Here is a 26,309-nt window from a genome sequence, read left to right as displayed (position 1 = left end):
AAAACGAATTATGCACGCGGGTGATATTGTTTATAGACATCTTTCAACCGAGTTTTACTTACATGAGTATAAATTTGAGTTGTGGAAATATCCGCATGTCCCAGCATTTCTTGAACCGCACGTAAATCTGCTCCATTTTCTATTAAATGTGTAGCAAACGAATGACGCATGGTATGTGGCGTAATTTCATTTTGTATGCCCGCTTTAACGGCATACTCTTTCATTAATTTCCAAACACCTTGTCTAGTTAATCCTTTTCCTCGTTGGTTTACGAAAATTATATCTGTGCGATGTGTAGGTTTAATTAATTTCGGACGTCCTTCTCTTAAATAATCTTCACAAGCAGTGAGTGCAGATTGGCCTAGCGGAATAATTCGCTCTTTTCCACCCTTACCAAAACACCTTACAAACCCCATCGTTAAATGCAAATCCTCCAAATTCAATGAAATACATTCACTAATACGCATTCCCGTCGCATACAGAATTTCAAGCAACGCACGATCTCTTAGTCCTTGTGGCTTCATCGGAGTTGGTGTTGCTAATAATACATCTACTTCTTCAATCGATAAAATTTTTGGTAGAGTCCGATCCATTTGTGGCATTTCCAAATGAACCGTTGGATCTGAGTTTGACACGCGTTCCCTTAATAAAAATTGATGGAAAGAACGAATCGAAGAAATATGTCGGGCTAACGTTCGTGAAGATTTCCCTTCAGTTTTTAAGGATTGTAAATGTGAAAGAATGTGAATTCGATCTACGTCATTTAATGTGTTTATTTGTTGTACTTTTGATACATCCTTTATGTATGCTTTCAGATCTCGTTCATAGGATGTCAATGTATTCGCTGATAATTGGCGTTCTACTCGTAAAAAATGAAGATAGTCGGCAACTGCATCTTGCATATCTTTCATTCCAATCCCTCCCATAAATATAAAAAAGGATAGCAATCTGCCATCCTTTTTACCTACTTGAATGTAAGAAACTTTTTATCAGGTGATTCCCGTTTAAAATAGTTGTTTCTTCTTATTCACTCTTCTTTTTCATCCTGCGAATTGTGGCAGCGCCAACAGATACCATGAAATGTTAAGCGGTGGTCTTTAATGCGAAAATTCCATCTCTTTTCCACAATCATTTCTACATCTTCCAGTAAATCTTCTTGGATCTCATCAACGGCTCCACATTCAATACATACGAGATGATGATGGAAATGTGCTGCGCCTTCTTGACGCAAATCGTATCTTGAGACGCCATCTCCAAAGTTAATTTTATCGACCACTTTTAATTCTGTAAGAAGTTCAAGTGTACGATATACTGTTGCAAGTCCAATGTCAGGTGCTTTATTTTTAACGAGTAGATAAACATCCTCTGCACTCATATGATCCTCTTCATTTTCAAGTAGCACTCTAACTGTCGCTTCACGCTGTGGCGTCAGTTTATAGCTCGCACCATGAAGCTGCTTTTTTATACGATCAATTCGGCTCTCCATGTGATGCCCCCCAAACTATCTCCATTATACCAAATTGGTCTTTCTCATTACAAGATAGAGAATGACTTCCACTTGATAATAATTATAATCTAGAATTGATTATAAACGATGGATGAATGGGAGTACAAATAATTCAAGTCCAGTTATTACAATATAAATAATACTTAAGAGACCAATCCCTTTAAAACTACGATTTTTACTAAGTTCTTGGTAGGACGGTGGGGGCACTAGTAAAAACCCGATGAGCAATAATAATGAACAATAAAGTAATTGAAATGGGAACCACCATAACGCATAAGACCAAAACTCGGTCTCCTGGGCGATTAAAAAACCAGAACAAATCCCCCAAAATACAGCTCGCATCGTACCAATTAACAGAATCACATGTTTTAGGATCAGATGTGTCGCGAAAAGAAGAAAAAGAAATATCGTGATGAGTTGCGGGAGAATTGAATCAAAGCCGCTCGGAATGTGTTCATTTAATATTCTGGGATCAAGCCAATTAATAACTTTTTCTACTTGATTAAATTGCATTTTCGAATATAACCACAATCCGCCTAAATAACCGATGACGAGTAATCCTAGTAAATAAAATATTGGGAAAGACCGAGTCAACATCCGCCACCTACCTTTCATAGAGTAGCTTATGCGTGTCCCAGTCCTATAAATTCATCTTTTTTGTAAATATTCTTTTACCCATAAAACACTATAAGCCGTTTTAGCATCAAATATTTGCCCATTTTTCATCATTAGTTCCGCTTCTTCAATGGTTGCTTCGATGATTTCGACAAATTCATCTTCATCCAGTGACGCTGAATTCTCAATTTTATATAATCCTTCTGCTACATACATATGAATAATTTCATCTGCAAATCCAGGAGAGGTTGCGAATGATTGGATATACGTTAATTGCTCACATCCGTAACCAGTTTCTTCTTCCAATTCTCTTCTTGCTGTAATTTCCGGCGATTCTCCAGGCTCCAGTTTTCCTGCAGGCGTCTCAACAAGAGAGCGTTCAAGTGCTTTTCGGTATTGCTCAACAAAAACAATTTTACCGGTTGCTGTGATAGGGATAATTGCGACTGCACCAGGGTGTTTAATTAATTCACGTTTAGATGTTTTGCCATTAGGCAATGTTACTTCGTCAATTCTTAGTGAAATGACTTTCCCATCATATACAGGTGTGGATGTAATCGATTTCTCTTCATATTTTTTCATAGATTCCACTCTTTCTATTTGTCTATTTGCTTTCCCAATTGTACCATGGATGAAATGAGGAGGCTGACAGATGAAGAAACGTGAGCTTGGACGAAGTGGACTAATGGTCTCAGAAATAGGATTGGGGTGTATGTCTCTTCCACAACAAAAGGAACAAGCAAAAAAGATTGTGGATGCAGCCATTGATCAAGGGATAACTTTCTTTGACACTGCAGATCTATACGATAAAGGAGAAAACGAAAATGTTGTCGGCTATTCATTAAAGGGTAAACGAAACGACATCATTCTCGCTACTAAAGTAGGAAATAAATGGAATGATGAAGGCAATTCCTGGAGTTGGGATTCATCAAAATCGTATATCACCCATCAAGTAAAAGAAAGTCTACAACGACTCAAAACCGATTATATAGATTTATATCAACTCCATGGCGGTACAATGGAAAATAATTTAGAAGAAGCCATTGATGCTTTTGAATCTTTAAAACAAGAAGGCCTTATAAGAGCTTATGGAATTTCTTCAATTCGACCAAATGTCATTCAACGATTTTTGTCCCAGAGCGATGCTAGCTCTGTCATGATGCAATATAGCATGTTAGACAGAAGACCTGAAGAATGGTTGGACTTGATTGCGAGTCATGATGCTTCCGTTATTACGCGAGGCTCTCTAGCGAAAGGGTTGCTTACAGCTGAAGCAATCAAACGAGCTGAGCAGTCTAATGGTTACGAGAAGTATTCAAAAGACGCTTTAATTAGCACCTTAACAAAATTAGAAGAAAACACAAAAGATTTGACTAGTTTAGCATTGGCATTTGTTCTACAACATAAACAGGTGTCCTCAATCGTAGTAGGGGCTAGTTCAGTGAATCAAGTGAACAATACGATGGATGCCTACCAGCAATCGATTTCCAGTAACGTGTTAGAAGAAATCAATGATTTACTTACAAAGGACCAATACACCGAACATCTTACATGAAAAGCCTAAAAAGACACCAAGGAGCATCAAAACTCTTTGGTGTCTTTTCGTTAATATTTTTTCCCACTCATCCCATAATCATCTAACAGTTCAGCAAAGGACTTATTTTTTTCTTTCTGTTTCCGATTAAATTCTGCCTGTGCCAGACGCTCTTCTTCTTTCTCACGTTCATCATCAAGTAGCTGTTTCTTTGCTAACTTCAACTTTTCAAGAACATCGACTTGAAGTTGATCTGACAAAGTATTTCCTTGTCCATGTTCTAATTTCTCAGGTTGTTGACGTACATTTTGTTTTTCTTTTTAGCCAATTCTAATCATCCTTCTATTTTTAAGGTCTTTTGACAATTGTTGCGACTCCTTGCCCGCCGCCAATACATAAAGTTGCTAACCCCGTTTTCACATCTTGCTTAACCATTTCATGTAAAAGTGACACAAATATGCGCGCACCGCTTGCACCAATTGGATGACCCAAGGCAATTGCCCCACCATTCACATTAAGCTTATCATGATTAAATGCAAGCTCTCGATCAACCGCAATTGCTTGTGCTGCAAATGCTTCATTTGCTTCAACTAAATCCATATCTGCCATCGAAAGACCTGATTTTTCAAAAACATTTTTTACTGCTTGGACAGGTCCAATACCCATTACTGATGGATCAACACCAGCTGAGGCATTTGCTACAATCGTTGCTAGAGGTGTTAATCCTAATTCAACTGCCTTTTCTTTCGACATCACAACTACTGCGGCTGCACCATCGTTAATTCCAGATGCATTTCCTGCTGTTACACTGCCTTCTTTTTTGAAAGCTGGACGTAATTTGCTCAGTTTTTCAGCAGTAGTCCCTCGTTTAGGATATTCGTCTGTATCAAATATTATCGGATCACCTTTACGTTGTGGAATTTCAACAGCTACTATTTCTTCTTTGAATTTCCCAGCGTCAATTGCTTGAACCGCACGTTCTTGCGATCTTGCAGATAATGCATCTTGTTCTTCACGACTTATTTCGTAACGATCACATAAATTCTCTGCCGTCACACCCATGTGATAGTTATTAAAAGCACACCATAAACCATCAGAAATCATGCTATCCACTACTTTTTGATCGCCCATCCGGAAACCTTCTCGTGCATTATTCAATAAGTATGGTGCTAAGCTCATATTTTCCATTCCACCCGCAACAACTACTTCAGCGTCTCCAGCAATGATAGCCTGAGTTGCTAAATGTACCGCTTTCAACCCTGAGCCACACACCTTATTAATGGTCATTGATGGAATCATATCCGGAAGACCCGCCAAAATAGCTGCTTGTCTTGCAGGATTTTGACCTAGTCCCGCCTGCAATACATTCCCCATGATTACTTCACTTACTTGGTTTGGTTCAAGGCCTGCTTTCGCTACCGCTTCTTTTATGACAATCGCACCTAACTTAGTTGCTGGTACGTCTTTTAATGACCCTTGAAATGAACCTATTGCTGTACGAACAGCACTAACAATGACAACTTCTCTATTAGACAATGTAAATCCTCCTAATTCCATATGAAAATATATTTGCTTACACTCCTCTCCCATCCTTACAATAGAAAGTAGGAGGGGATGTTATGTTCAGTTTACCAAACAATGTGACAATTATCGAGGTCGGTCCAAGAGATGGCTTACAAAATGAAAATAATATGGTTTCTACTAAGGATAAATTGATATTTATTCATGAACTTCAAGAATCCGGGATCAAAGAAATGGAAATCACGTCGTTTGTATCACCTAAATGGGTACCTCAAATGTCGGATGCTGCAGAAATTGTTGAGCTTGTTGAAAAACAAGGTAGACAATTAGTCCTTACACCAAATGCTAAAGGGGTAGATAGAGCAATAGAAGTTGGGGCACGAAGTGTGGCGGTTTTTGTCGGGGTGAGTAATAGCTTTAATCAAAAAAATATTAACAAAACCACTGCAGAAAGTATGCAGGGTCTAAAACCAGTAATAGATCAGCTAAAACAACAAGGAATCTTTGTTCGAGCGTGTATTTCTACAGCTTTCTATTGTCCTTTCGAAGGGAAAATTGACCCTGAGGATACACTTGCTTTATGTAAAGAGTTTGCAGACTGGGGTGTAGACGAATTAAGTGTAGCAGATACTATTGGTATGGCGAATCCACAAGAAAGTTATGATTTGTTTTCGCAATTAAACAGCGAAATCCCAAATGTCTTGATGACAGCTCACTTCCATGACACACGGAAAATGGGGTTAGCCAATATTTATGCAGCCCTTCAAGCAGGCATTTCTCGCTTCGATACATCTGCTGGTGGTCTTGGCGGATGTCCATTTGCACCAGGCGCCACTGGTAATGTAGCAACTGAAGACGTTGTGAATATGCTACATAGAATGGGGATAACTACTGGGATTGATTTGGATTTGCTCTGCAAAGCTATAGCTAATATCGCCCTTTGCGTTTCAAGACCCATTGATACGGGCATGTTTAGACTATATCAAGTACATAATTAACTATAGGAGGAATTCCATTGAAACGTCGCATTCTCTGGTTCACCAGTATTCTTTCGAGTATTATGACCGCAGGAGCGGCAATATTTGGTTTCGTTTTGACAAATAGATTGATGTACTTAAAGAAAAAAGATGACGCTTTTATTTTGGATCGAGAAATTACTGCCAAGCGATTTGACGAAGCGTGGTTTAACGTAGTAGAAAAAAACGAAAAATGGATTGACAGCCCAAATGGCTATCCAGTAAAAGCTATATTTTTAGAACCATTAGATACAAATAACTTTGTTGTCATTTGTCATGGAGTAACCGAAAACAAAATAAATTCTGTAAAATATGCCCGACTTTTTGAACGATTGGGTTTTAATTCCGTTGTATATGACCATAGACGACATGGGGATTCAGGTGGTAAAACCACGAGTTTTGGTCATTATGAAAAAATGGACTTACAGGCGGTGGTCAAAGCCGTAGATGATTATGCTGGTGAAGAAGCCATTATCGGCATACATGGAGAATCAATGGGTGCTGCGACTACAATCTTGTATGCTGGTACACTCGAAGATCATGCCGATTTTTATATTTCCGATTGTGCTTTTTCCGATTTTACGGATCAACTGATGTATTTGATGAAAAAAGAAACCCCATTGAGATCTAGTCTCGCAATAAAGTTAGCTGATATATTTTTACGTGTTCGTGATGGCTATTCAATGAAACTCGTGTCACCCCGTGAAGCCGTGGGTCGAATTGAAAAACCGGTATTATTTATCCACAGCTTACCCGACGATTTTATATTGCCAGAAATGACCCAGGAATTATACGATTTAAAACCGGAACCGAAACAAATCAAATTCTTTGAAAATGGTCCTCATGCACAGTCTTATAATCAGAATCCAGAAGAATACGAACAGACTGTCGCTAATTTTTTATACACATACAATTTATTGCCATAGTTGCGGATAAAACATAATATAAAAATAGCACTCACAAGAGTGCTATTTTTATTTTTGTGCTTTATTCATTTGGTTCATCATTTGTTTCACTTGTTTTTCAGATGGTTTACGTCCCATTTGAGTCATCATCATGCGAAGCATTTGTTCATTAATTGGTGGATTTTCTTTTAAGTACTTCATCATATATTTACGTGCAGCAAAGAAACCGATTGCAGCTCCTGCTATTAACGCTATAACAATGAATAAGATCCATAGACCAGTTGCCATAGTTGTTTTCCTCCTTCATGTTGCCTCATTCGACTTTAAGTCTCCAAGAAGGATTATACAACAAAACTATTGCCCTTACTAGGCAAAGTCTAGAATTTCTGTAAAGGAATGAATTGATCCCACCTTAATTGGCTTCAACCAACCATAAGACGCTTCCTCTTGTTGAAATGCCATATAGCAATCACTAGAATCTGATAACCCAGCGAATAAATCTAAATCAAGCATATGAGAACCTTTACACCAGACATGAACACAATATGGCTCAAATTGCATATGAATTGATCCTTTTAAAGGATGTTCAAGAAACAACCGATGCTCATCTCGTTCATTATGAGAAAATAATCGACTAAGCTTTCTTTCTAAGTCCTGTTTAATAAAGCCCTCATCGATTTTTTCACACACATACGTCATTTCATTGTGATCTTGGGTATTTTGGATAGTTTCTTGACCTAAAATTTCTTGCAGCATTTTCTCTCGACCTAAAACGAATGGTTGGTATGCTTTTTTAATGTGAAAAATTTTATATGTTCGCATATGTAATACCCCCACTTTTTTTATTAAGTATAAAGGCTAGGAAATGCTAAAGTTGTCGAACTGCGAATATTTACTTTCACTATTTATGACGAAAAAAAACAAGTAGTGGCGAGTGCACACTACTTGTTTTTGATTATTTATTCAGTAAAGATTTAACTCGAGCTACTACGTTTTCTTTTGAGAAACCAAATTCTTTCATAACAATTTCTCCTGGCGCACTTGCACCAAAACGATCGATCCCTAAAATACTTCCTTCGTCCCCAGTGTAACGTTCCCATCCGAATGAAACACCCATCTCAATGGCTAAACGTTTTTTCACAGTCTTAGGCAAGACACTGTTTTTATAAGCTGCATCTTGTTTTTCAAAACGATCCCAAGATGGCATTGAAATAACTGCGGCTTCGATTCCATCAACAGCTAATAGTTGTTGTGCCTCTACCGCTAGTGAAACTTCTGATCCTGTAGCTAATAACAATACATCTGCTTCTTCTTTGTTCGAAGGAGAAACGACGTATGCGCCTTTTGCTACCCCTTCAGCTGCACGTTCCGCTGTATGTTCAAGTACTGGCAAGTTTTGTCTAGATAAAATCAATGCGGTAGGTACCGATTGAGAAGTAACTGCAAGTTTCCATGCTTCAGCAGATTCATTTGCATCTGCTGGTCGAATCACAGACAAGTTTGGCATAGCACGTAGAGAAGCTAGCTGCTCGACTGGTTCATGAGTTGGACCATCTTCACCAACGGCAATACTATCATGTGTGAATACATATGTGACAGGTAATCCCATTAATGCAGACAGACGTACTGCTGGTCGAACATAATCGCTAAAGACGAAGAATGTACCACCAAACACACGTAAGCCACCATGTAATGCCATACCGTTCAATGCAGCACCCATGGCAAATTCACGAACACCAAACCAAATGTTGCGACCTTCATATGAGTCGCTAGAGAAATCGCCAGCACCTTTAATAGTCGTTTTATTTGATCCGGCAAGGTCTGCACTTCCTCCGAAGAAAGATGGAACAGTTTTAGCAATCGCATTGATCACGTCACCTGAAGATGAACGTGTAGCAATTGATTTGCCTGCTTCATATACAGGAATCTCCGATTCATAGTTTTCTGGTAGTTCGCCTTTAATCGCAAGTTCTAACTGTTGTGCAAGCTCTGGATATTCAGCTTTGTAAGCATTAAATTGTTCATTCCAAATCGATTCGTTTGCTCCACCAAGTTGTTGAGCTGCTTCTTTGAAAGCGGCATAAACTTCTTCTGGGACATGGAAATCTTCCTCGAAAGTCCATTTGTAACTTTCTTTTGTTAACAATGCTTCTTCTTTACCTAATGGCATCCCATGTGCATCTGATTTTCCAGATCGGTTTGGTGAACCATAACCAATAACTGTTTTCACTTCAATTAGGGTCGGTTGACCTTGATGATTCTTCGCGGATTCAATTGCATTATTAAGATCTTCTAGCGAGTTACCATCTGCAACATGCAGATAATTCCATCCATAAGATTCAAAACGTTTTTGAACACTTTCAGAGAAGGATTTATTCAAATCCCCGTCTAAAGAGATGTCATTGCTGTCGTATAATACGATCAGTTTGTCTAATTTCAAGTGTCCTGCCAGAGAAATTGCCTCCGCAGCAACACCTTCCATTAAGTCACCATCTCCACATAATGCATAGGTGAAATGGTCAACAACTTCATGGTTAGGTTTGTTATAGACAGCGGCTAAATGACGTTCCGCCATTGCCATACCAACTGACATTGCAATACCTTGTCCAAGTGGCCCAGTAGTTGCTTCTACTCCTGCTGTATGACCAAATTCAGGATGTCCAGGTGTTTTCGAATTCCATTGACGGAAGTTTTTGATTTCTTCCATTGGTAAGTCATATCCGCCTAAATGTAATAAGCTATAAAGTAACATTGATCCGTGGCCGGCAGAAAGAACAAAACGGTCGCGGTTGAACCATTGAGGATTTTCAGGATTGTGACGAAGATGTTTTGTCCAAAGTGTATATGCCATTGGAGCCGCACCCATTGGTAATCCAGGGTGACCTGAGTTTGATTTTTCAATTGCATCGATTGATAATGTACGGATGGTAGTAATGGCTAATTGATCTACTTGTTGAGACATGCATGACATCCTTTCTGTTGCAAATATTTCCTACTCACCATAGTTTAGTCAAGTTTTGCCTACCTGACAATGCTTAGTGAAATGTACTATTAATTCAGAAACTTTTTCTCTTTAATTTCTTTCACTTTATTGGGTGTTACATCATTACCCTCGGGATCCACAACCTTTACATTCTCAATTGTACTTCTCATGGATGAACGAAATGTTTCTAAGTATTCTTTTCTAAGTGTTGTTTGTTCTTTCGCTTCTTCTATTGTAAGCCCTACAGATTTAGATTTCTTTGATAACTCATTTATTCGTGCAATTTTATCTTGAGATAACATAAATTACACCCCTTTCTTGTCATAACCTTATTAAAAGGTATGCAAAAAAGGCTCGAAGCGCAAGTATTTAGCCTTCAAGCCTTTCTTTATATTCTTTGTAACGCCGATGGACCGTAGCTTTGCTAACATGAAAACCAAATCCTCTTAATGTTGAAGCAATTTCTTCATAAGTTAATCCATTTTGTCGTAATTTAATGATTTCTTCAATCGGAATATCTTTTCGTTCTCTACCTTCAGGATTACCTTGATCTTTAAGGTTCTTTTCCGGTTTGAACCCATGTTCAACAGCCCTTCTCATCCCTCGACGAATTTTAGCATTATGCAGTTTTCTTTGGTATTCTTCCACCAATGCTAAGATTTCAAGCATCATCGTGTCCATTTCATTAAGTCGAATTGAACCTCCATCACTTAACGAAATAACTTGGACTTCTAACTTTTTTAACATATGTAATATTGCCATACGTGAGTTTCCCCGGCCTAATCTCGTTTCATCTTGAATAAAGACAGTAGATATGGATTGTAGCTTAATAAAATCCAGCATATCCAATAAACCTTCTCTTTCAACTGAAAACCCACTATGTTGATCAATAAAGACGTCTCTTACAAAGTATTTATGTTCTTCCGCAAACTTTCTCAATTCTTCTTCTTGACGATTTAGCGAGGTTTCTTGTGACTCTTTTTCAGTACTTACCCGACAATATATGACGGCAGAGTTTTCATTCGACATTACTTTGAATCGCCCGCTAATTCTATCCCTTTATCTGGTGAAAATTGATGTAATGAATTCGGAATAATGATTGTGTCTCCTGCATGAATCATTTGAGTTTCTAATTTGTTCGCTAGCATCACTTCAGAAATCCAATCTTGATGCGGTGTATTTCCTCTATATTTATCCGATAATGTCCACAGTGTATCTCCATTTTGAATATAAATTTCATTATAAGTATGTTCCTCATCAACGGCAAACAGGACAAAAGTTAATGTGCAACTAAAAATTACCCCTATTAATAACGATATAAATGGATTGTTTTTCACACAAGTCATATGTAATCCTCCTAGAATAGAATGTTTGTTCGTAAGTCTTGCATTTACTATAAACCGAACACATGTTTCTTGTCAACGATTATTAGAACCTATGTTTGCATTTTTTTATCTTGATTGATATACTAAACTTAGTTAAATGAGGAAACCCAATAGGTGAAGAGGTGAACTAGTTGAAAAAAGTATCAAAACGACAAGAAGATATATTGGCTTTTATAAAAGATGAAGTTCGTAAAAAAGGTTATCCACCTTCTGTTAGAGAAATAGGCGAAGCTGTTGGGCTCGCTTCAAGTTCGACGGTACATGGTCACTTGGCACGTTTAGAGAGCAAGGGATTAATTCGTCGAGATCCCACCAAGCCTAGAGCAATTGAAATTTTAGAGTATGATAATTTAACAGAGATAAGACCTAACGTTGTAAATGTACCTTTAATCGGGAAAGTAACTGCGGGTTTACCAATCACTGCTATTGAAAATATTGAAGAATTTTTCCCTCTTCCCGAAACATTCGGAACATCGGAAGACAATCTATTTATGCTCGAAATTATGGGTGAAAGTATGATTGAAGCTGGCATCTTAAATGGTGACTATGTTGTGGTTAAACAGCAACAAACTGCAAATAATGGGGATATTGTAGTAGCCATGACAGAAGAGGATGAAGCAACGGTTAAACGATTCTTTAAAGAACAATCCTATTTCCGTTTACAGCCAGAAAACTCATCAATGGAACCTATTATTGTAGAGAACATTACTATTCTAGGAAAAGTTGTTGGCGTTTATCGTCATATTCATTAATCAATTTGAAAGCCCCTCACAGTGATTGTAAGGGGCTTTCAAATTGACTACTTGTTTTCCAATGGCTGTTTTTCACTTCCTGTGGAAATATCCATCACTTCTACGGTATTCCCGTCCAGCTAGAGACGTGATATTTCTTCCATCAAACACTCCCCCTCATTCACGGAGGTATGATGTTTCAGTTTAATCGATTAAGCAAACAAGTAGGTTTTATACGTAACAAAAAAGAGTCTAGTCTTTTGTGGAAAACTATGTTATACTCATTTTGAGCCGATATCATGCCGACTGACATTTCCATCTTCAGTCGGCCTTTTTTTGTCTTTTTTTATAAAAAAAAGCGAGAGAATCCATGTGCTAGTTGCATGTAACGTGTGAGACCCACAATTATGTTTGTTGCCCTACACGGAACGTGCAGCTAACGCAAATGTGATAAACAGGATAGTTAACTAAGCCTTTTCGTAAATCCTCCTCTAGATCACTTTAATCCCTTATCTTTTAAGTATTGTGTATTGCGTCGTGTTTTGAAACGAATATCATTGTTTTTCCACCACGCCCATAATGAAGCTAAGAATGTAATAAGTGCACTGATTCCCAATTCAAATTCCGCATCGGTAAATGGGAGTGGACTATTCCCGTTTATCACTAAATATTGATTAATCCAAGCTAAAAAAAGTACAGCAGTCCTAACAAGCATTATCTTATCAAACGGAGCTGTATTCTTTGATTCGCTCACTTTTTTACCTCCTCATTGTGATTGTGTTAAGACAGCTTATGAGCAAAGATTCCTAAATAGTATTCATACATACATAAAAACACAAAAAAACGCCTCTCAATAACTTTTGAGGGCGTTTTTTTGACTGTTGCTTAACTTTTATTTGACAGTTTCTTTAGCTGTTTTTTTGATTTGCTTACTTCTTAGCTGACCGCAGGCAGCGTCAATATCTGCGCCTTGTTCATGGCGAACACCACAGTTAATTCCTTTTTTCTTAAGTGCATCGTAAAATGCACTAATTGCTTCAGGTTTACTTTGCTGATATTGCCCATGCTCATCCACTGGATTATAAGGGATCAAGTTTACGTAAGATAAATGACGTTTATTTTCAAGAAGTTTTGCAAGTTGCAAGGCCTCTTCTACATGGTCATTCACATCATGTAACAGGATATATTCAAATGTGATTCGTCGGTTAGTTTTTTCTAAATAATAATCAATAGCTGCCATTAGTTTCTCAATTGGATATGCTTTATTTATTTTCATGATGCGTGTACGCAATTCATTTGTTGGTGCATGAATGGAGATCGCCAAGTTCACTTGAAGACCTTCATCCGCATAATCATAAATCTTAGGTACAATCCCACTAGTTGAAACAGTAATATGACGGGCACCGATTGCAAGTCCTTTTTGAGAATTCACAACACTTAGGAAGTTCATTAAGTTCGTGTAATTATCAAACGGTTCACCAATCCCCATTACGACAATGTGACTTACACGTTCTTCTTTTTTCACCGCATCAAGATGTTGTTGAACTTTCATAATCTGTTCGACAATTTCTCCTGAATTTAAATCCCTGCTTTTTTTCAATAATCCACTGGCACAAAAACTACAGCCGATATTGCATCCAACTTGAGTAGTTACACAAACTGATAAACCATATTTAAATCTCATCAATACGGTTTCAATTAAGTTGCCATCTTGCATTTTGAACAAGAATTTAATCGTTCCATCAGCGGATTCCTGTTTAACACTTTGTTCTAATGTATACAGAACGAAGTGTTCTTCTAGTAACTGGATACATTCTTTACTTATGTTGTTCATTTGAGAAAACTCAGTAATGCGCTTAATATACAACCAATCCCAAATTTGCTCTGCACGATATTTTTTCTGACCTTTATCTATAAGCCATGCTGTTAGCTGTTCCAATGTTAATCCAAAAATAGATGTTTTCATTCAATACCCTCTTTTCGTAAAACAAAATCCGTACCTATTCTACTAGAATTCGTTCAATATAACAACTGATTGAATTTTACAACGACTAATGTAATTCTTATTTTCATTATTATCTTCAACATTTTTCGATATATACCAGAAGAACTTTGGAATCCGAGATGTTTGGATAATTTGATTATATATTAATTAGCTATTGCGTTTTTTACCGTACATTTGCACTGGCCGGAGGTTTCGTATTATGAAAACCACATATATGCAGATTGATTTCTTCACGCACTTGCGTTAAAAATAGCTAATAGCGCACGTTCTAAGTTGATACTTTCTTATATAGCATTCTAGTATCATATTCACTCACTCTTATTTTATCAAATCAACAGAATTACAAACAAATAATGGGTTTCGATATTCTATTCATTACTATTTTATGTGGTCAAATCAACGAATAAGATGTATGTAGAAGATTATTCGAACTACACAACAATTCCATAATATACATATCATGCGAAGAATGTGCTTCATAGCCACATTACAATTGTTTAAAGGCAGGTCGAATTATGAGTTCATCAATCGATTACACCTCACCAACAACCCAGTTCGCTTTTGATGTTAATAAAAGCCCATTCTTTAAAAAAGATAACCAAAACCTAATCAATATTTTAGGAGTACAGCAATTAAATACTTTAAAGAACAATTCATTACTCGATATTTACCTTAGTGCCACCAATGTCGTCGAACCCCATTATCACCCAAATGCTGCGGAGCTTGTGTATTGTATTTCTGGAGCATTATCCGTTGCACTATTGAATCCCTTTACAAGGCAATACCAAAATTATTCAATTACCCCTGGTCAAGTGGTAAACATCCCACAAGGATGGTGGCATTATGAATTTGCAACAGTGGATCAAACACATCTACTTGCCATTTTCGATGCGCCGACTCCTGAAGTGATTCTAGGTTCCGATATTCTGAAACTGACACCCGCTAGCGTGATGGCACACACCTATTGCATGGATAAAAGTGAATGGAAAAAAGCCATTGCACCAATTGATCCCCCCACTTATATCGGTCCTCCTTTGAACTGCCACAAAACAGAAGAAAGCAATACGCATTCTTATCCAAATTCCATGATTAAATACAATAATCATATTTATTCAACGCAAGATTATAATTCCTACTACCATTAAAGGAGCGAGTTTATTGCATTGGCAACAGAAAGTCTGGAACTTAATAGGTCAACCTGTAGGAATTTCATTAACGAATGGTCAAGGAACTTCTGGTGTGTTATGCAATGTTTATGGTGGTAAAATTTATATCATTGAGTACTTATATCAATCACAGTTCGCTCTTAAGCATTTTGATTATGGAATGATTCAAGATATAAACCCATTTCCTACATGTCAATCACAATAACACCTTTGCTATTGCTTTAAGAATTCAAGATCAGTTTATTAAATACCTAATTACCCCTATTTTTGCTTTGTTTGTTGAGTGACTAAACCAAATAAAGTATTTATTTTCTTTATTTATTTGTGGTATAGCACAATTAGCAATAATCCAAAAGTAGGGGTGGTTAAAACTAAAAATCCTGCCCTCAGTACACATCGATTTTATTTAGCCTAAGTTTAGTCTATCAAGTTATTTAATACATAGTTGAGAGATTCGCTTCTCTTCCTATTAACTCTGCAGTGACGTCAACGAGAAAATCAAGGATAATATATAAGATGGCAGAAAAAATGTTTATTAACACTAACCTCGTGACCTTCCAAATTACACTTTTCATTTGAGATGGCACAAATCCAGTGGATCAAGTTGGGACCGAATCCTTCAGTCTAAATCTATAGGAAACAATTAATTATTATTTATAGAAATATTCAAAATCGCATTTTTATTTTCACTATCTTTGAACATTAGAGGAAACTCCAATTTGTAAGCATGATCGGTAGTACACTTGGAGAATTACTCAACACAAATAATGTTTTTACCTTCACTAAAGTTCAAACAGATTACGTCATTACTGCAACAAACATATTTTCGAACGCAGTTAATGAGGCTGTGACGATAGTGGAAATTCGGGAAGCCCTAGAAAATTTAGGACAAGCGTTAAATCTCACAGCCTACAACGCACTTTCTGAGGAATTGAAAAATGTAGTTGCTAGGGAAGTTTTGAGGGGCAGAACAATTGAAGAATACCCTAGCGTTGCCAGTGTCCAAGCAGCACTGGATGAGGCATTCAATGAGCTTTTAGATCCAACTAAGTGTAGCCTATCAACATTCCTATACCAACAAATTCATACAAGTTGGGGTAACATCGGTTGTTCCTCGTGTATTATTTTCTCCAATTAACTAATTTAAAGCTCACTTTAGTGCATGACTCTGGTTCTAAAATAAGAAATCGGGCGCCTCATCACTCACCCCCATGGTTTCTATCTATTTAAGGGTAAACAAAAAGAACGCCCGTGTGGAAGTTCAAAATATTAAAGAATTTATTTAAATTTTAGCTCCACGGAAAGCAACTCTTTGCCACTACTTTTATAAGTATTTCCATTTTCTAAAACAACTTCGATGGGAGAATCATTTTCTTCAATTGACTTTAAATAAATGATTACATCCCAATATCCTGAGCTATGTTCAGCAACGGGTATAGCGATTTGATCTCCATTTTTAAATTTCAGAACCATTTTCACTGCATCTTTTCATCCCCTTCCATACATTATTTTACGCATACAAAGGAATTGCATTTAGGTAAATAAGAAGGGGCTGTCCAAAAAGTGTATTAAAGTTAAAATAGCAAGATATCTAAAACGTACAATTGCTTTTAATTAGAATTTGTACGTTTTGAATTTTATAGATTTTCAGTGTGAAAGTGACTTATGAGACAATCCCTAAGTCATTTAATGATATATCAGGCCTGATTTTTCTTTAGTTTTCATTTTGCGTATTCATAAAAAGTTTGAGTTGTAACTTTATCTAGTTCTAATCCCTTCGATTTAAGTCCTTCTTTTGTTTAGCCCCAATGTTATCATCATCAATATTATTTACGCTGTACCTTCAGGAGTTTGCGACTTTACAACCCTGTTTGTTAAAATCATTAACTCGTCTTGGTCTTTCCCGCATGTTTTTCTTCATATTGTTAGCCATCGCTCGCTTATGTCATGAATTCTATGCCTCTTCATCAATTACCTTCTTGCCCTTTTTAACTGCAACGGAAACACATTCAAGTTAAGTTTAGAAAACATTAACCTTGATTCACTTCCATGAGACATACCCATGATGGATTGTTACTTGAAGCTGGTGCGGATATGAAGTGTGTACAAGAACGGCTCGAGGATGGTTTTGCGCAAATTTCAGCAGATATTTATGCCCATGTGACCATACTGATTGCCTCAAGATTATTCGAAAAGTTCGATGAGTATATGAAACAAATCGAATAATATGCGTGAGAAATGTGCGAGAAATCCACACTTCCAATCACGAGTTTTTTTCTAACAAAAAAAGCGCTAGAGCATTACAGCCCCAACGCTTTCAACTTAATACATTTTCAAATATTGTTCTCTTTCCCATGGATGTACACTCGTTCTAAACATATCCCATTCGATTTCTTTAGAATCTACGAAGTTCGCATAAATATGCTCTCCTAATGCATCACGGATTGTTTTGTTATTAGCAAGTTCTTCTAAAGCTAAGTGTAGATTTGCTGGAAGATCTTCTACGCCATTTGCACGACGTTCTTCTTTGTTCATGACATAGATGTTACGATCTACCGCTTTCGGTGGTGTCATTTTGTTTTTAATACCGTCAAGACCAGCTTTTAAGATTACTGCCATTGCCAAGTACGGATTAGCAGCAGGATCCACTGAGCGAACTTCTACACGCGTACTGACACCACGGGAAGAAGGAATTCGAATTAATGGACTACGGTTTTGTGCTGACCAAGCTACGTAACATGGTGCTTCGTATCCTGGAACTAAACGCTTATAAGAGTTTACAGTAGGATTTGTAATCGCTGTAAAGCCTTGCACATGTTTTAAGATTCCCGCCATGAATTGGAAAGCTGTTTCACTTAATTTCAAATCGCCAGTTTCATCAAAGAACGCATTCTCTTTCCCTTTGAATAAAGAAACGTTCATATGCATTCCTGACCCATTAACCCCAAATAAAGGTTTTGGCATAAATGTTGCGTGTAAACCATGTTTACGTGCTATTGTTTTTACAACTAATTTGAATGTTTGGATGTTGTCACAAGCTGTAACTGCATCTGCATACTTAAAGTCAATCTCGTGTTGTCCAGGAGCTACTTCATGGTGAGATGCTTCAATTTCAAAGCCCATTTCTTCTAACTCAAGAACGATATCACGTCGGCAGTTTTCACCTAAATCCATAGGTGCTAAGTCAAAATATCCACCATTGTCATTTAATTCAAGTGTTGGTTCGCCACGTTCATCCAGCTTGAATAAAAAGAATTCTGGTTCTGGTCCTAAGTTGAAATCTGTGAAACCTAATTCTTCCATCTCTTTTAATACACGTTTTAAATTACTGCGTGGATCTCCTGCGAAAGGAGTTCCGTCTGCTTTATTTACATCACATATTAAACGAGCTACCTTACCTGTACCTGTAATCCAAGGGAAAACAACCCAAGAATTAAGGTCTGGAACTAAATACATATCTGATTCTTCAATACGAACAAAACCTTCGATAGAAGAACCGTCAAACATCATTTTGTTATCGAGTGCTTTGTCCAGCTGGCTTACAGGTATCTCAACATTTTTAATTGTACCAAGAATATCTGTAAATTGTAGGCGGATAAAGTTTACTCCTTGTTCTTTTACAAGCTTTTTAATGTCGTCTTTTGTGTACTTGCTCACTTTTGGTCACTCTCCTAAAATTATATATTACTCGTTTAATGGTAAAAACGAGATAAATCCCCTTGTCGTAAGGAAGCTTTTTGAAATCTTCCGGCTTGTTGCATTTCAATTCGCAAAATACTACGAAGTTCTGCATCTGTCATTGGTTCTTTCACCTCTGGCATAACAGGTTGTTTCTTCATATCAAATATAGCTTTTATGCCGGCCATATTGATTCCCTGCTCGAGAAAGTCTTTTATCTCAAGTAAGATATCGACGTCAATTAATGAAAACATTCGTCGGTTGCCTTCAGTACGTGCTGGATGAATTAAATCATGATCTTCGTAATAGCGGATTTGTCTAGCAGTCAATTCCGTTAGCTGCATCACAATACTTATTGGTAATAAAGGCATTGATCTTCTTAACTGTTGACCCACTTGACTCACCTCCGCTTCACTAGTCTAATCATAATGTATGTTAGGTTTCTTGTCAAGTTCATGTCACATTATCTAACATAATAAAAATCTTTCAAAATGACACCTGGTTCAATATTAAAATTGAAAACTGATAATCCAGGTTTTTTTTATGCTTTATTGCTACACCATGTTCAAAAAAAGGATGGACGAGTTGCATTCTGTTATGTCTCAGTGTCTTTGATTTGCGCAACTAGTGAATAGATGGTTCCTTTCTCTATTCGTACCCTTAGATGAAAACGTAAAATAGCCTATACAAAAAAACCTTCTAAAATTGCCAAAATACAACTTCTGAATTAGATGTAAGCATTATAACTATACAGAACCAACGTATGCGCCTTTCAAGTGGTAGCCCGAGCGAGAAGACTGTCCAGTGATTTTCTGCCTGGCTTATCGCTGGAGGCATCTACAAAGCGCCGCAGCGTTTTTATAGTGAATACTTTGTCCCTTCTATAATGGTGAACTTTTTCCGAGACATCTATATATGGTAGGAAAATCTTTGAACACTGGGTTCGGGAAATCGAAAAAAATCCTCCAAAAAGGAGGATGCAGTTACATATTTTTAAGTTGTTGCACGGCGGAAAGAATGGCAAATTTAACATGTTCATACGTTAATCCACCTTGGATAAAGGCTGTATAAGGAGGACGGATTGGACCGTCTGCAGTTAATTCAATACTAGATCCTTGAACAAATGTACCTGCTGCCATAATCACATCATCTTCATAGCCCGGCATATATGCGGGTTCTGGTGCAAAGTGGGCATTTATCGGCGAATTCGCTTGAATGGCACGACAAAATTGCACCATTTGTTGTGCTGTTTTAAAGGAAACGGATTGGATCAGGTCCGTTCTCTTTTCTTGATAATGAGGAGAGGTGTCCATACCGACTTTCTCAAGTAAAGCCGATGTGAAAATAGCTCCTTTCACCGCTTGGGATACCACATGAGGAGCCAAGAAAAATCCTTGGTACATATCAGCAAGTGTATTCAATGAGGCACCTGCTTCAGCCCCAATTCCAGGAGAAGTCATACGGTATGCACACATTTCTACGTACTTTTTCTGTCCAGCAATATATCCTCCAATTTTAGCTAGTCCACCACCAGGATTTTTAATTAGAGAACCTGCCATCAAATCCACACCGATATTCGTTGGTTCTAGTTCTTCAACAAATTCACCATAACAATTGTCCACAAATATAATAGCTTCAGGCTTAATCAGACGAATTCGTTTCGTCATTTCTTTAATTTGTTCAATCGTGAAGGATGGTCGATTTGCATAACCTTTTGAGCGTTGTATCGCAACGACTTTCGTTTTTGCTGAAATGGATTGCTCTACTTTTCCCCAATCAATGAATTGATTCTCTAGTAAATCTATATGTTTGTACGAAATATTAAAGTCTTTGAGCGAACCTGTATCTTGATCGCCACCATCTACAATAGATTGTAAGGTATCGTATGGTTTTCCCGTGATATAAAGCAATTCATCTCCCGGTCGAAGAACACCAAATAAACTAATAGTGATGGCATGCGTACCAGAAATGATTTGGGAACGTACTAATGCAGCTTCAGCTCCAAAAACCTCTGCATATACGCGTTCTAATGTATCTCTTCCTTCATCGTCGTATCCATAACCCGTGGAGGGATGTAAATGAAAATCGCTAACTTGATGTTTTCTAAAAGCTGTAATTACTTTTTCTTGATTTACAAAAGCATTATGATCTGCCGCATTATGTTGTGTTGATATAAGCTTTTCGATTTGATTTGCTTCTTCTAATAACTCCATTGTTAAACTTGTTTTAAACGCCATTACTTGTCCCTCTATTCTTCTTTTTCCCTTTTTATCTTATCAGTCCCTCCTTTTACGTCAACTATTTACCTACAAGCAAAAAATTACTATTGTAAATGTTCATAAATCTGCTACAATTTAATCCGTTCTATTGAAGTTGGAGGTATGACAAGTGGCTTGGGATGTGCTCAGTATTATTGGAATAATTGCTTTTGCCGTATCGGGTGCAATTGTTGCTATGGAAGAAGAATATGATTTATTTGGTGTGTACTTACTTGGAATTGTGACCGCATTTGGTGGGGGAGCAATTCGAAATTTATTAATAGGAGTGCCAGTATCTGCACTATGGGAACAAGAAATGATGTTCCAAATCGCTTTGATTGCCATTACTGCAGTCTTTATGTTTCCTCAAAATTTATTGAAACATTGGAATCGCTGGGGAAATTTCTTTGATGCGATTGGGTTATCTGCATTTGCCATTCAAGGTGCAATGTTTGCAGTACAGTTAGGATTGCCAATTAGTGCAACTGTTGTAGCTGCTGTGTTAACTGGTTCTGGAGGCGGAATCGTCCGGGATGTTCTTGCAAAAAGGAAACCCCTCGTTCTTCGTAATGAAGTGTATGCGGTGTGGGCAGCGGCTTCTGGTTTAATCATTGGTTTTGGAATTGCGAAACATGATTGGACTCTCTATACATTATTTGTTATCACTACAATACTACGAGTAGTTTCTTACTCATATAAGTGGCGGTTACCATTCCGTTCTTTACGTGAATCAGAAAAAGCAGCTTAACTCGATTGCGAGTTAAGCTGCTTTTTTTATAATTCGATTTCGCCTTGCCATTCCAGCATCCCGCCAGACATATTAGTAACGTCAAATCCTTGTTCTTCAAGGAACTGACATGCCATGCCACTGCGTCCTCCAGAACGACAAATGACTACATATTCTTTTTCTTTATCTAATTCTTGAAACTTGAATTCCACTAATCCTAACGGTATATGTTCTGCTCCGGGAATAATCCCCGTTGCGACTTCATCCGCTTCACGGACATCGATCATATGAACGGTTTCACCTGCGTCAAGCTTTGCCAGTAAATCTTCAGGTTGTATTGTTTTCATTATTCGTCCCTCCAATACATTATTCTACAGGATTACGTTAAACCCGAATAAGAACAAAGTCAAGATGACTTAAACTTCTTCAGCTGTAATATTCACTGATTTAGCTGGAACGAATGTAGAAATAGCATGCTTATAAATAAGTTGTTGTTTGCCATCTGATTCTAACAACACGGTAAAGTTATCATAAGATTTTATTAGTCCTTTTAATTGAAAACCATTTAATAAAAATACAGTTACGAATACATTATTTTTTCGTAATTGATTAAGAAATGTATCTTGGATATTGATCGGTTTCATGTGTGTTTTTCCTCCTGTATGTATGCATTTGGTACGCATATCTATTTTTATTTACTAGAGGTTCAAAAAGTCCACTGTAAAGTAGCTACGGCTCTTTTGATGTTTATTTTCGAACATGTATTTAGTAGTATTCGCTTTTATTGGGGAGATTCCTGCAACTCAGACATAATTCTTGGAAGTATTTCTTCCAAACTGTGATTGGATTGAATCCACGTAATCGGCAGTTTATTTCGGAAATACGTAAGTTGACGCTTTGCATATCGACGAGAATTTTGTTTGATTTGATCAATCGCTTCATCCAACAATATCTCGTTCCTGAAATATGCGTACAATTCTTTATAGCCAATGGCTTGGACCGCTTGTACGTCAATAATTCCGTCATTCCATAATTGTCTTGCTTCATTAACTAAACCTTGATTAATCATATGATCAACTCGTTTATTAATACGTTCATATAGGACTTCTCTATCTACATCTATGCCTAGTATCATGTGTTTATACACCGCTTGGTGGCCTTTATTTTGAGGTTCAGAAGACTTCTTTGTATCTGAGTGCTCTGCAATTTCTAAAGCACGTACAACCCTTCGTGTGTTATTTGGGTGTATTTCCGCTGCGGTTTCAGGGTCTATTTTTTGAAGTTTGGCATGCATGGCAATAGGACCAATGCGTTCTAATTCTTCGTAATAAGCATGTCGAATCCCTTCATCTACTCGATCTTCTGTAAATTGAAAATCAAATAATACGGCTTGCAAATATAGACCTGTGCCTCCAACGAGAATTGGTAGCTTGTTTCGTTCTCGGATTTCGGTTATTTTCTCACGAACAACTCGCTGATATTCAGCTACTGAAAAAGAGTCTGTTGGTTCTTTAATATCTAATAAGTGATGTGGAACTCCTTCCATTTCATCAATGGTGATTTTTGCTGTGCCAATATTAAGCCCTTTATACACCTGCATGGAGTCACCGTTAATAATTTCCCCATCCAATGCTCGCGCTAATTTGATGGACAATGCGGTCTTACCTGAGGCAGTTGGTCCTACAATTGCTAAAACGTCTAATTCTTTCATATTTTCTCCATCCATTTAGAAATCAGAATAAATGTTTCTTTTTTTCCAATCTCATTTAATACTTCATGTCTTTTTTCTTCCAGTATGACAACAGTAACTTTCGTAAGTCCCGCTTTTTTGTATTGTTCGGAAACCTTCCAAACAGCCTTTCCATTGCCACTTACCGGATCGAGTGATCCTGAAATCAAAAGTATCGGAAGGTCTTTTGGAATGTGAGCAATTTCTTTTCCATCATGGATAATATTCAGACCATCAATTAAATCCACATAGAATTGATTGCTTGCTGGATACCCACATAATGAATCATCGATAAACTTTTGAACTTCCTTCGCATCAGAACTTAACCAATCATATTCTGTTTTCACATTTTTAAAAGAATTGTTAAATTTTCCAAATGCGAGCTTGTATAAGACTGGATTTTTAGCATGCTTTCCTTGTATTACTGATAAGCCAGTTGCAAGCCATTTCCCTGTTACTTCAGAAAGTCCGTTTGCTCCTCCGGTTCCTGATAAAACAATTTTCGAAACAGAATTGCCATATTTTTGAATATATCGCCTCCCAATGAAGGACCCCATACTATGAGCAAAAAGAATGGGTTTAGGACAATCAATATCTTCCCGCACTGCTTGCAGTACTTCTCTCACATCTTCAGTTACAAGTTCGAACCCATTTTTATCGGCAAAGAATCCCAATTGATTATATTTTACGCCTGTCTGACCGTGGCCTCGATGATCGTGACCAGACACAAGAAATCCTTTTGATACTAAATACAATGCAAACTCCTCATATCGACCAATGTGTTCTGCCATGCCATGAAGTATATGAACATGCCCAATTGGTGGGTATTCCGGTTTATAGATAACCGTGTAAATCTCATGTCCATCTGACATTTCCACATAGCGAATACTTTTTGACATCATTCATTCTCCTCTCGAAATGACGTTGCACTTTCTATTTGTTTTTCTAATTCATCGCGATGATTTTTCAACTGTTCCTTTGTATAACCAAGTAGCGAATTCATCATTTCGCAAACATGTTCTTTGTAGGTATGTACTTCTGCCATATTAAAATATAAATCGCCCGTTCTTCGAATAAGAAAATCAGCTGGTGTACAAGCCAGTTCAAATTGAACCGCATATGCAAGTTTGACTGCTAAAGACAATGGCAAACCATAGATATTATTTTTAAGAACGGGTGCATATGCAAATAAATCGTCTACGTTTGTTCCATAAATTTGTGCAAGAGAATAAGCCTCTTCATATGAAAACCCGTAACTCAAGCCTTCTTCAGCCTTTATTTTAACAAATGATTCAAATCTCTCGGAACCACCAATATCTCCACCAGACAGCGGAAGATTTCTCGTAATAGATGGCCCGTAAGGAGATGTGGGAAATTGGCTGACAACGTAGTCCACCACTATTTCCGCCATTTTTCGATAGCCAGTTAACTTACCACCGGCAATTGTAAGTAGTCCTCTTTTAGACTCCCACAATTCATCTTTTCGAGAAATTTCCGATGGATTTTTCCCTTCTTCATAAATAAGCGGTCTAACGCCTGCCCATGATGATTCTACATGATGTAACGTCAATTTAGTCGAAGGAAACATCGAAGCAATCGCATTTAATATGTATGTAACATCTTCTTTCGTTGCTACTGGATTTTGGGGATTGCTACCGTAAAATGTATCGGTAGTACCAACATATGTCTTCCCATTCCTCGGAATTGCGAAGATCATTCGACCGTCTTGTGTATCAAAATAAACGGCTTGATTCAAAGGGAAATGTAATTGGTCAACCACAACGTGAACACCTTTCGTTAACTTGAGATGTTTCCCATTATCGATTGAATCTTTTGCCCGAACATCATCTACCCATGGACCTGTTGCATTCACGACATTTTTAGCATGAATGGTCGAACTCTCACCCGTTAATTGATCAACTACATGAGCACCTGCAATTTTTCCATTCTGGTAGACGAAGGATTCCACCTTCACATAGTTTAGACAAATCGCACCTTTTTCAGCCGCTTTTTTTATGACTTCGATTGTCAATCGTGCATCGTCTGTGCGGTATTCTACATAATATCCGCTTCCACGAAGGCCTTTTGATTTAAGCAATGGTTCTCTCATTAATGTTTCTTCTGGCGATAACATTCGTCTGCGTTCCTCAGGCTTTACACCTGCCAAAAAGTCATATAGCCTCAGACCCGCTGATGTTGAAATCGGTCCAAATGTACCTCCATCATGAAAAGGCAAAATCATCCATTCAGGACTCGTCACATGCACTGCGTTTTCATAGACAATTTTACGTTCTTTCCCTACATCGGCAACCATTTTCACTTCAAATTGTTTTAAATATCGGAGTCCACCGTGAACTAGCTTAGTTGAGCGACTGGAAGTACCTGCTGCAAAATCTTGCATTTCCACTAATACAACCGATAAGCCTCTTGTCACTGCATCCAGTGCGATTCCCGCTCCGGTAATTCCTCCACCAATGACGAGCAAATCAAATTCGAACGCATTTATTGTTTGTAGCATTTTTGGACGTCCAACTGCTGTTAGCATTCTG

At 37.5% G+C, this 26,309-nt stretch carries 32 protein-coding genes; 9 read left to right on the top strand and 23 right to left on the bottom strand.

Going from position 1 to position 26,309, the window contains the following annotated elements; all coding sequences use genetic code 11:
* Positions 1-8: 8 nt before the first annotated feature.
* The 4 genes from xerD to GY23_RS02500 all read right to left on the bottom strand — a co-directional run bounded on the left by xerD (position 9) and on the right by GY23_RS02500 (position 2,704).
* Entirely contained in the window at positions 9-911 is a 903-nt protein-coding gene (gene xerD / locus GY23_RS02515) for a site-specific tyrosine recombinase XerD (RefSeq protein WP_075617630.1), read from the bottom strand.
* Positions 912-1,027: 116 nt separating this feature from the next.
* Positions 1,028-1,486: a ferric iron uptake transcriptional regulator gene (gene fur, locus GY23_RS02510; RefSeq protein WP_075617629.1), complete on the bottom strand. Its 459-nt coding sequence runs from the start codon at positions 1,484-1,486 to the stop codon at positions 1,028-1,030.
* 99 nt (positions 1,487-1,585) lie between these two features.
* On the bottom strand, positions 1,586-2,104 hold the full coding sequence (locus tag GY23_RS02505) for a hypothetical protein (protein WP_245827544.1): 519 nt from the start codon (positions 2,102-2,104) through the stop codon (positions 1,586-1,588).
* A gap of 51 nt (positions 2,105-2,155) precedes the next feature.
* The gene (locus GY23_RS02500) at positions 2,156-2,704 is read right to left on the bottom strand and encodes an NUDIX domain-containing protein (RefSeq protein WP_075617627.1); all 549 of its coding nucleotides are present in this window, start codon (positions 2,702-2,704) and stop codon (positions 2,156-2,158) included.
* A gap of 70 nt (positions 2,705-2,774) precedes the next feature.
* Between GY23_RS02500 and GY23_RS02495 the strand changes: the two genes are divergently transcribed.
* The gene (locus GY23_RS02495; protein ID WP_075617626.1) at positions 2,775-3,677 is read left to right on the top strand and encodes an aldo/keto reductase; all 903 of its coding nucleotides are present in this window, start codon (positions 2,775-2,777) and stop codon (positions 3,675-3,677) included.
* A gap of 50 nt (positions 3,678-3,727) precedes the next feature.
* Here the strand turns inward: GY23_RS02495 and GY23_RS02490 are convergent, their stop codons facing one another.
* The gene (locus GY23_RS02490; RefSeq protein WP_075617625.1) at positions 3,728-3,916 is read right to left on the bottom strand and encodes a DUF3886 domain-containing protein; all 189 of its coding nucleotides are present in this window, start codon (positions 3,914-3,916) and stop codon (positions 3,728-3,730) included.
* Positions 3,917-4,004: 88 nt separating this feature from the next.
* The gene (locus GY23_RS02485; protein WP_075617624.1) at positions 4,005-5,192 is read right to left on the bottom strand and encodes an acetyl-CoA C-acetyltransferase; all 1,188 of its coding nucleotides are present in this window, start codon (positions 5,190-5,192) and stop codon (positions 4,005-4,007) included.
* Positions 5,193-5,275: 83 nt separating this feature from the next.
* Between GY23_RS02485 and GY23_RS02480 the strand changes: the two genes are divergently transcribed.
* Both GY23_RS02480 and GY23_RS02475 read left to right on the top strand, forming a co-directional pair.
* Positions 5,276-6,175, top strand: coding sequence for a hydroxymethylglutaryl-CoA lyase (locus GY23_RS02480; protein ID WP_075617623.1), 900 nt, complete (start codon positions 5,276-5,278; stop codon positions 6,173-6,175).
* A 17-nt stretch (positions 6,176-6,192) separates the two neighbouring features.
* Complete coding sequence (locus tag GY23_RS02475; RefSeq protein ID WP_075617622.1) at positions 6,193-7,119, top strand: alpha/beta hydrolase; 927 nt, start codon at positions 6,193-6,195, stop codon at positions 7,117-7,119.
* A gap of 48 nt (positions 7,120-7,167) precedes the next feature.
* On the opposite strand, the gene GY23_RS02470 is transcribed toward GY23_RS02475, so the two are convergent.
* The 6 genes from GY23_RS02470 to yneA form a co-directional block, all read right to left on the bottom strand.
* Complete coding sequence (locus GY23_RS02470; protein WP_075617621.1) at positions 7,168-7,386, bottom strand: YneF family protein; 219 nt, start codon at positions 7,384-7,386, stop codon at positions 7,168-7,170.
* A gap of 78 nt (positions 7,387-7,464) precedes the next feature.
* Positions 7,465-7,920, bottom strand: coding sequence for a sporulation inhibitor of replication protein SirA (gene sirA / locus GY23_RS02465; protein WP_075617620.1), 456 nt, complete (start codon positions 7,918-7,920; stop codon positions 7,465-7,467).
* Positions 7,921-8,053: 133 nt separating this feature from the next.
* Positions 8,054-10,060: a transketolase gene (tkt, locus tag GY23_RS02460; protein ID WP_075617619.1), complete on the bottom strand. Its 2,007-nt coding sequence runs from the start codon at positions 10,058-10,060 to the stop codon at positions 8,054-8,056.
* Positions 10,061-10,149: 89 nt separating this feature from the next.
* A complete protein-coding gene (locus GY23_RS02455; RefSeq protein WP_075617618.1) occupies positions 10,150-10,383 on the bottom strand; it encodes a DUF896 domain-containing protein in 234 nt (77 codons plus the stop codon).
* A gap of 67 nt (positions 10,384-10,450) precedes the next feature.
* Complete coding sequence (locus GY23_RS02450) at positions 10,451-11,110, bottom strand: YneB family resolvase-like protein (protein WP_075617617.1); 660 nt, start codon at positions 11,108-11,110, stop codon at positions 10,451-10,453.
* Positions 11,110-11,427: a cell division suppressor protein YneA gene (yneA, locus tag GY23_RS02445; protein ID WP_075617616.1), complete on the bottom strand. Its 318-nt coding sequence runs from the start codon at positions 11,425-11,427 to the stop codon at positions 11,110-11,112. The genes GY23_RS02450 and yneA overlap by 1 nt, the downstream gene beginning before the upstream one ends.
* Positions 11,428-11,597: 170 nt before the next feature.
* Here yneA and lexA point away from each other — a divergent pair, with 170 nt between their 5' ends.
* Positions 11,598-12,218, top strand: a complete 621-nt coding sequence (lexA, locus tag GY23_RS02440; RefSeq protein WP_075617615.1) for a transcriptional repressor LexA — start codon at positions 11,598-11,600, stop codon at positions 12,216-12,218.
* Between the two features lie 475 nt (positions 12,219-12,693).
* Here the strand turns inward: lexA and GY23_RS02435 are convergent, their stop codons facing one another.
* Both GY23_RS02435 and rlmN read right to left on the bottom strand, forming a co-directional pair.
* A complete protein-coding gene (locus tag GY23_RS02435; protein ID WP_075617614.1) occupies positions 12,694-12,951 on the bottom strand; it encodes a phage holin in 258 nt (85 codons plus the stop codon).
* A 138-nt stretch (positions 12,952-13,089) separates the two neighbouring features.
* Positions 13,090-14,163 carry a dual-specificity RNA methyltransferase RlmN gene (gene rlmN, locus GY23_RS02430; protein WP_075617613.1) on the bottom strand — a complete coding sequence of 358 codons (1,074 nt, stop codon included), beginning with the start codon at positions 14,161-14,163 and terminating at the stop codon, positions 13,090-13,092.
* A gap of 554 nt (positions 14,164-14,717) precedes the next feature.
* Between rlmN and GY23_RS02425 the strand changes: the two genes are divergently transcribed.
* From GY23_RS02425 to GY23_RS02415, 3 genes are all read left to right on the top strand, one after another.
* The gene (locus tag GY23_RS02425) at positions 14,718-15,347 is read left to right on the top strand and encodes a cupin domain-containing protein (RefSeq protein WP_075617612.1); all 630 of its coding nucleotides are present in this window, start codon (positions 14,718-14,720) and stop codon (positions 15,345-15,347) included.
* 13 nt (positions 15,348-15,360) lie between these two features.
* Positions 15,361-15,573 carry a hypothetical protein gene (locus GY23_RS02420; protein WP_075617611.1) on the top strand — a complete coding sequence of 71 codons (213 nt, stop codon included), beginning with the start codon at positions 15,361-15,363 and terminating at the stop codon, positions 15,571-15,573.
* A gap of 522 nt (positions 15,574-16,095) precedes the next feature.
* Positions 16,096-16,506: a hypothetical protein gene (locus tag GY23_RS02415; protein WP_075617610.1), complete on the top strand. Its 411-nt coding sequence runs from the start codon at positions 16,096-16,098 to the stop codon at positions 16,504-16,506.
* 140 nt (positions 16,507-16,646) lie between these two features.
* Here the strand turns inward: GY23_RS02415 and GY23_RS02410 are convergent, their stop codons facing one another.
* A complete protein-coding gene (locus GY23_RS02410) occupies positions 16,647-16,847 on the bottom strand; it encodes a hypothetical protein (protein WP_075617609.1) in 201 nt (66 codons plus the stop codon).
* A gap of 570 nt (positions 16,848-17,417) precedes the next feature.
* Here GY23_RS02410 and GY23_RS18160 point away from each other — a divergent pair.
* A complete protein-coding gene (locus tag GY23_RS18160) occupies positions 17,418-17,594 on the top strand; it encodes a site-specific integrase (protein ID WP_161487556.1) in 177 nt (58 codons plus the stop codon).
* 96 nt (positions 17,595-17,690) lie between these two features.
* Here the strand turns inward: GY23_RS18160 and glnA are convergent, their stop codons facing one another.
* The 3 genes from glnA to GY23_RS02395 form a co-directional block, all read right to left on the bottom strand.
* On the bottom strand, positions 17,691-19,025 hold the full coding sequence (gene glnA, locus GY23_RS02405; protein ID WP_075617608.1) for a type I glutamate--ammonia ligase: 1,335 nt from the start codon (positions 19,023-19,025) through the stop codon (positions 17,691-17,693).
* 35 nt (positions 19,026-19,060) lie between these two features.
* A complete protein-coding gene (locus GY23_RS02400) occupies positions 19,061-19,441 on the bottom strand; it encodes a MerR family transcriptional regulator (protein WP_075617607.1) in 381 nt (126 codons plus the stop codon).
* A 588-nt stretch (positions 19,442-20,029) separates the two neighbouring features.
* Entirely contained in the window at positions 20,030-21,283 is a 1,254-nt protein-coding gene (locus GY23_RS02395; RefSeq protein ID WP_075617606.1) for a methionine gamma-lyase family protein, read from the bottom strand.
* A 151-nt stretch (positions 21,284-21,434) separates the two neighbouring features.
* Between GY23_RS02395 and GY23_RS02390 the strand changes: the two genes are divergently transcribed.
* Positions 21,435-22,052, top strand: coding sequence for a trimeric intracellular cation channel family protein (locus GY23_RS02390; RefSeq protein ID WP_075617605.1), 618 nt, complete (start codon positions 21,435-21,437; stop codon positions 22,050-22,052).
* A 26-nt stretch (positions 22,053-22,078) separates the two neighbouring features.
* On the opposite strand, the gene GY23_RS02385 is transcribed toward GY23_RS02390, so the two are convergent.
* From GY23_RS02385 to GY23_RS02365, 5 genes are all read right to left on the bottom strand, one after another.
* Positions 22,079-22,378, bottom strand: coding sequence for a rhodanese-like domain-containing protein (locus GY23_RS02385; RefSeq protein ID WP_075617604.1), 300 nt, complete (start codon positions 22,376-22,378; stop codon positions 22,079-22,081).
* Between the two features lie 69 nt (positions 22,379-22,447).
* A complete protein-coding gene (hfq, locus tag GY23_RS02380) occupies positions 22,448-22,675 on the bottom strand; it encodes an RNA chaperone Hfq (RefSeq protein ID WP_075617603.1) in 228 nt (75 codons plus the stop codon).
* Between the two features lie 137 nt (positions 22,676-22,812).
* On the bottom strand, positions 22,813-23,742 hold the full coding sequence (gene miaA, locus GY23_RS02375; RefSeq protein ID WP_075617602.1) for a tRNA (adenosine(37)-N6)-dimethylallyltransferase MiaA: 930 nt from the start codon (positions 23,740-23,742) through the stop codon (positions 22,813-22,815).
* Entirely contained in the window at positions 23,739-24,659 is a 921-nt protein-coding gene (locus GY23_RS02370; RefSeq protein ID WP_075617601.1) for an alpha/beta fold hydrolase, read from the bottom strand. Before GY23_RS02370 ends, miaA begins: the two co-directional genes overlap by 4 nt.
* Complete coding sequence (locus GY23_RS02365) at positions 24,659-26,305, bottom strand: glycerol-3-phosphate dehydrogenase/oxidase (protein ID WP_075617600.1); 1,647 nt, start codon at positions 26,303-26,305, stop codon at positions 24,659-24,661. The genes GY23_RS02370 and GY23_RS02365 overlap by 1 nt, the downstream gene beginning before the upstream one ends.
* Positions 26,306-26,309: the final 4 nt, after the last annotated feature.

This window comes from Paenisporosarcina indica (assembly GCF_001939075.1).
Classification (GTDB): domain Bacteria; phylum Bacillota; class Bacilli; order Bacillales_A; family Planococcaceae; genus Paenisporosarcina; species Paenisporosarcina indica.
The sequence above is the reverse complement of the archived record's forward strand: the minus strand, read 5'-3'. Positions and strand labels throughout refer to the sequence as shown.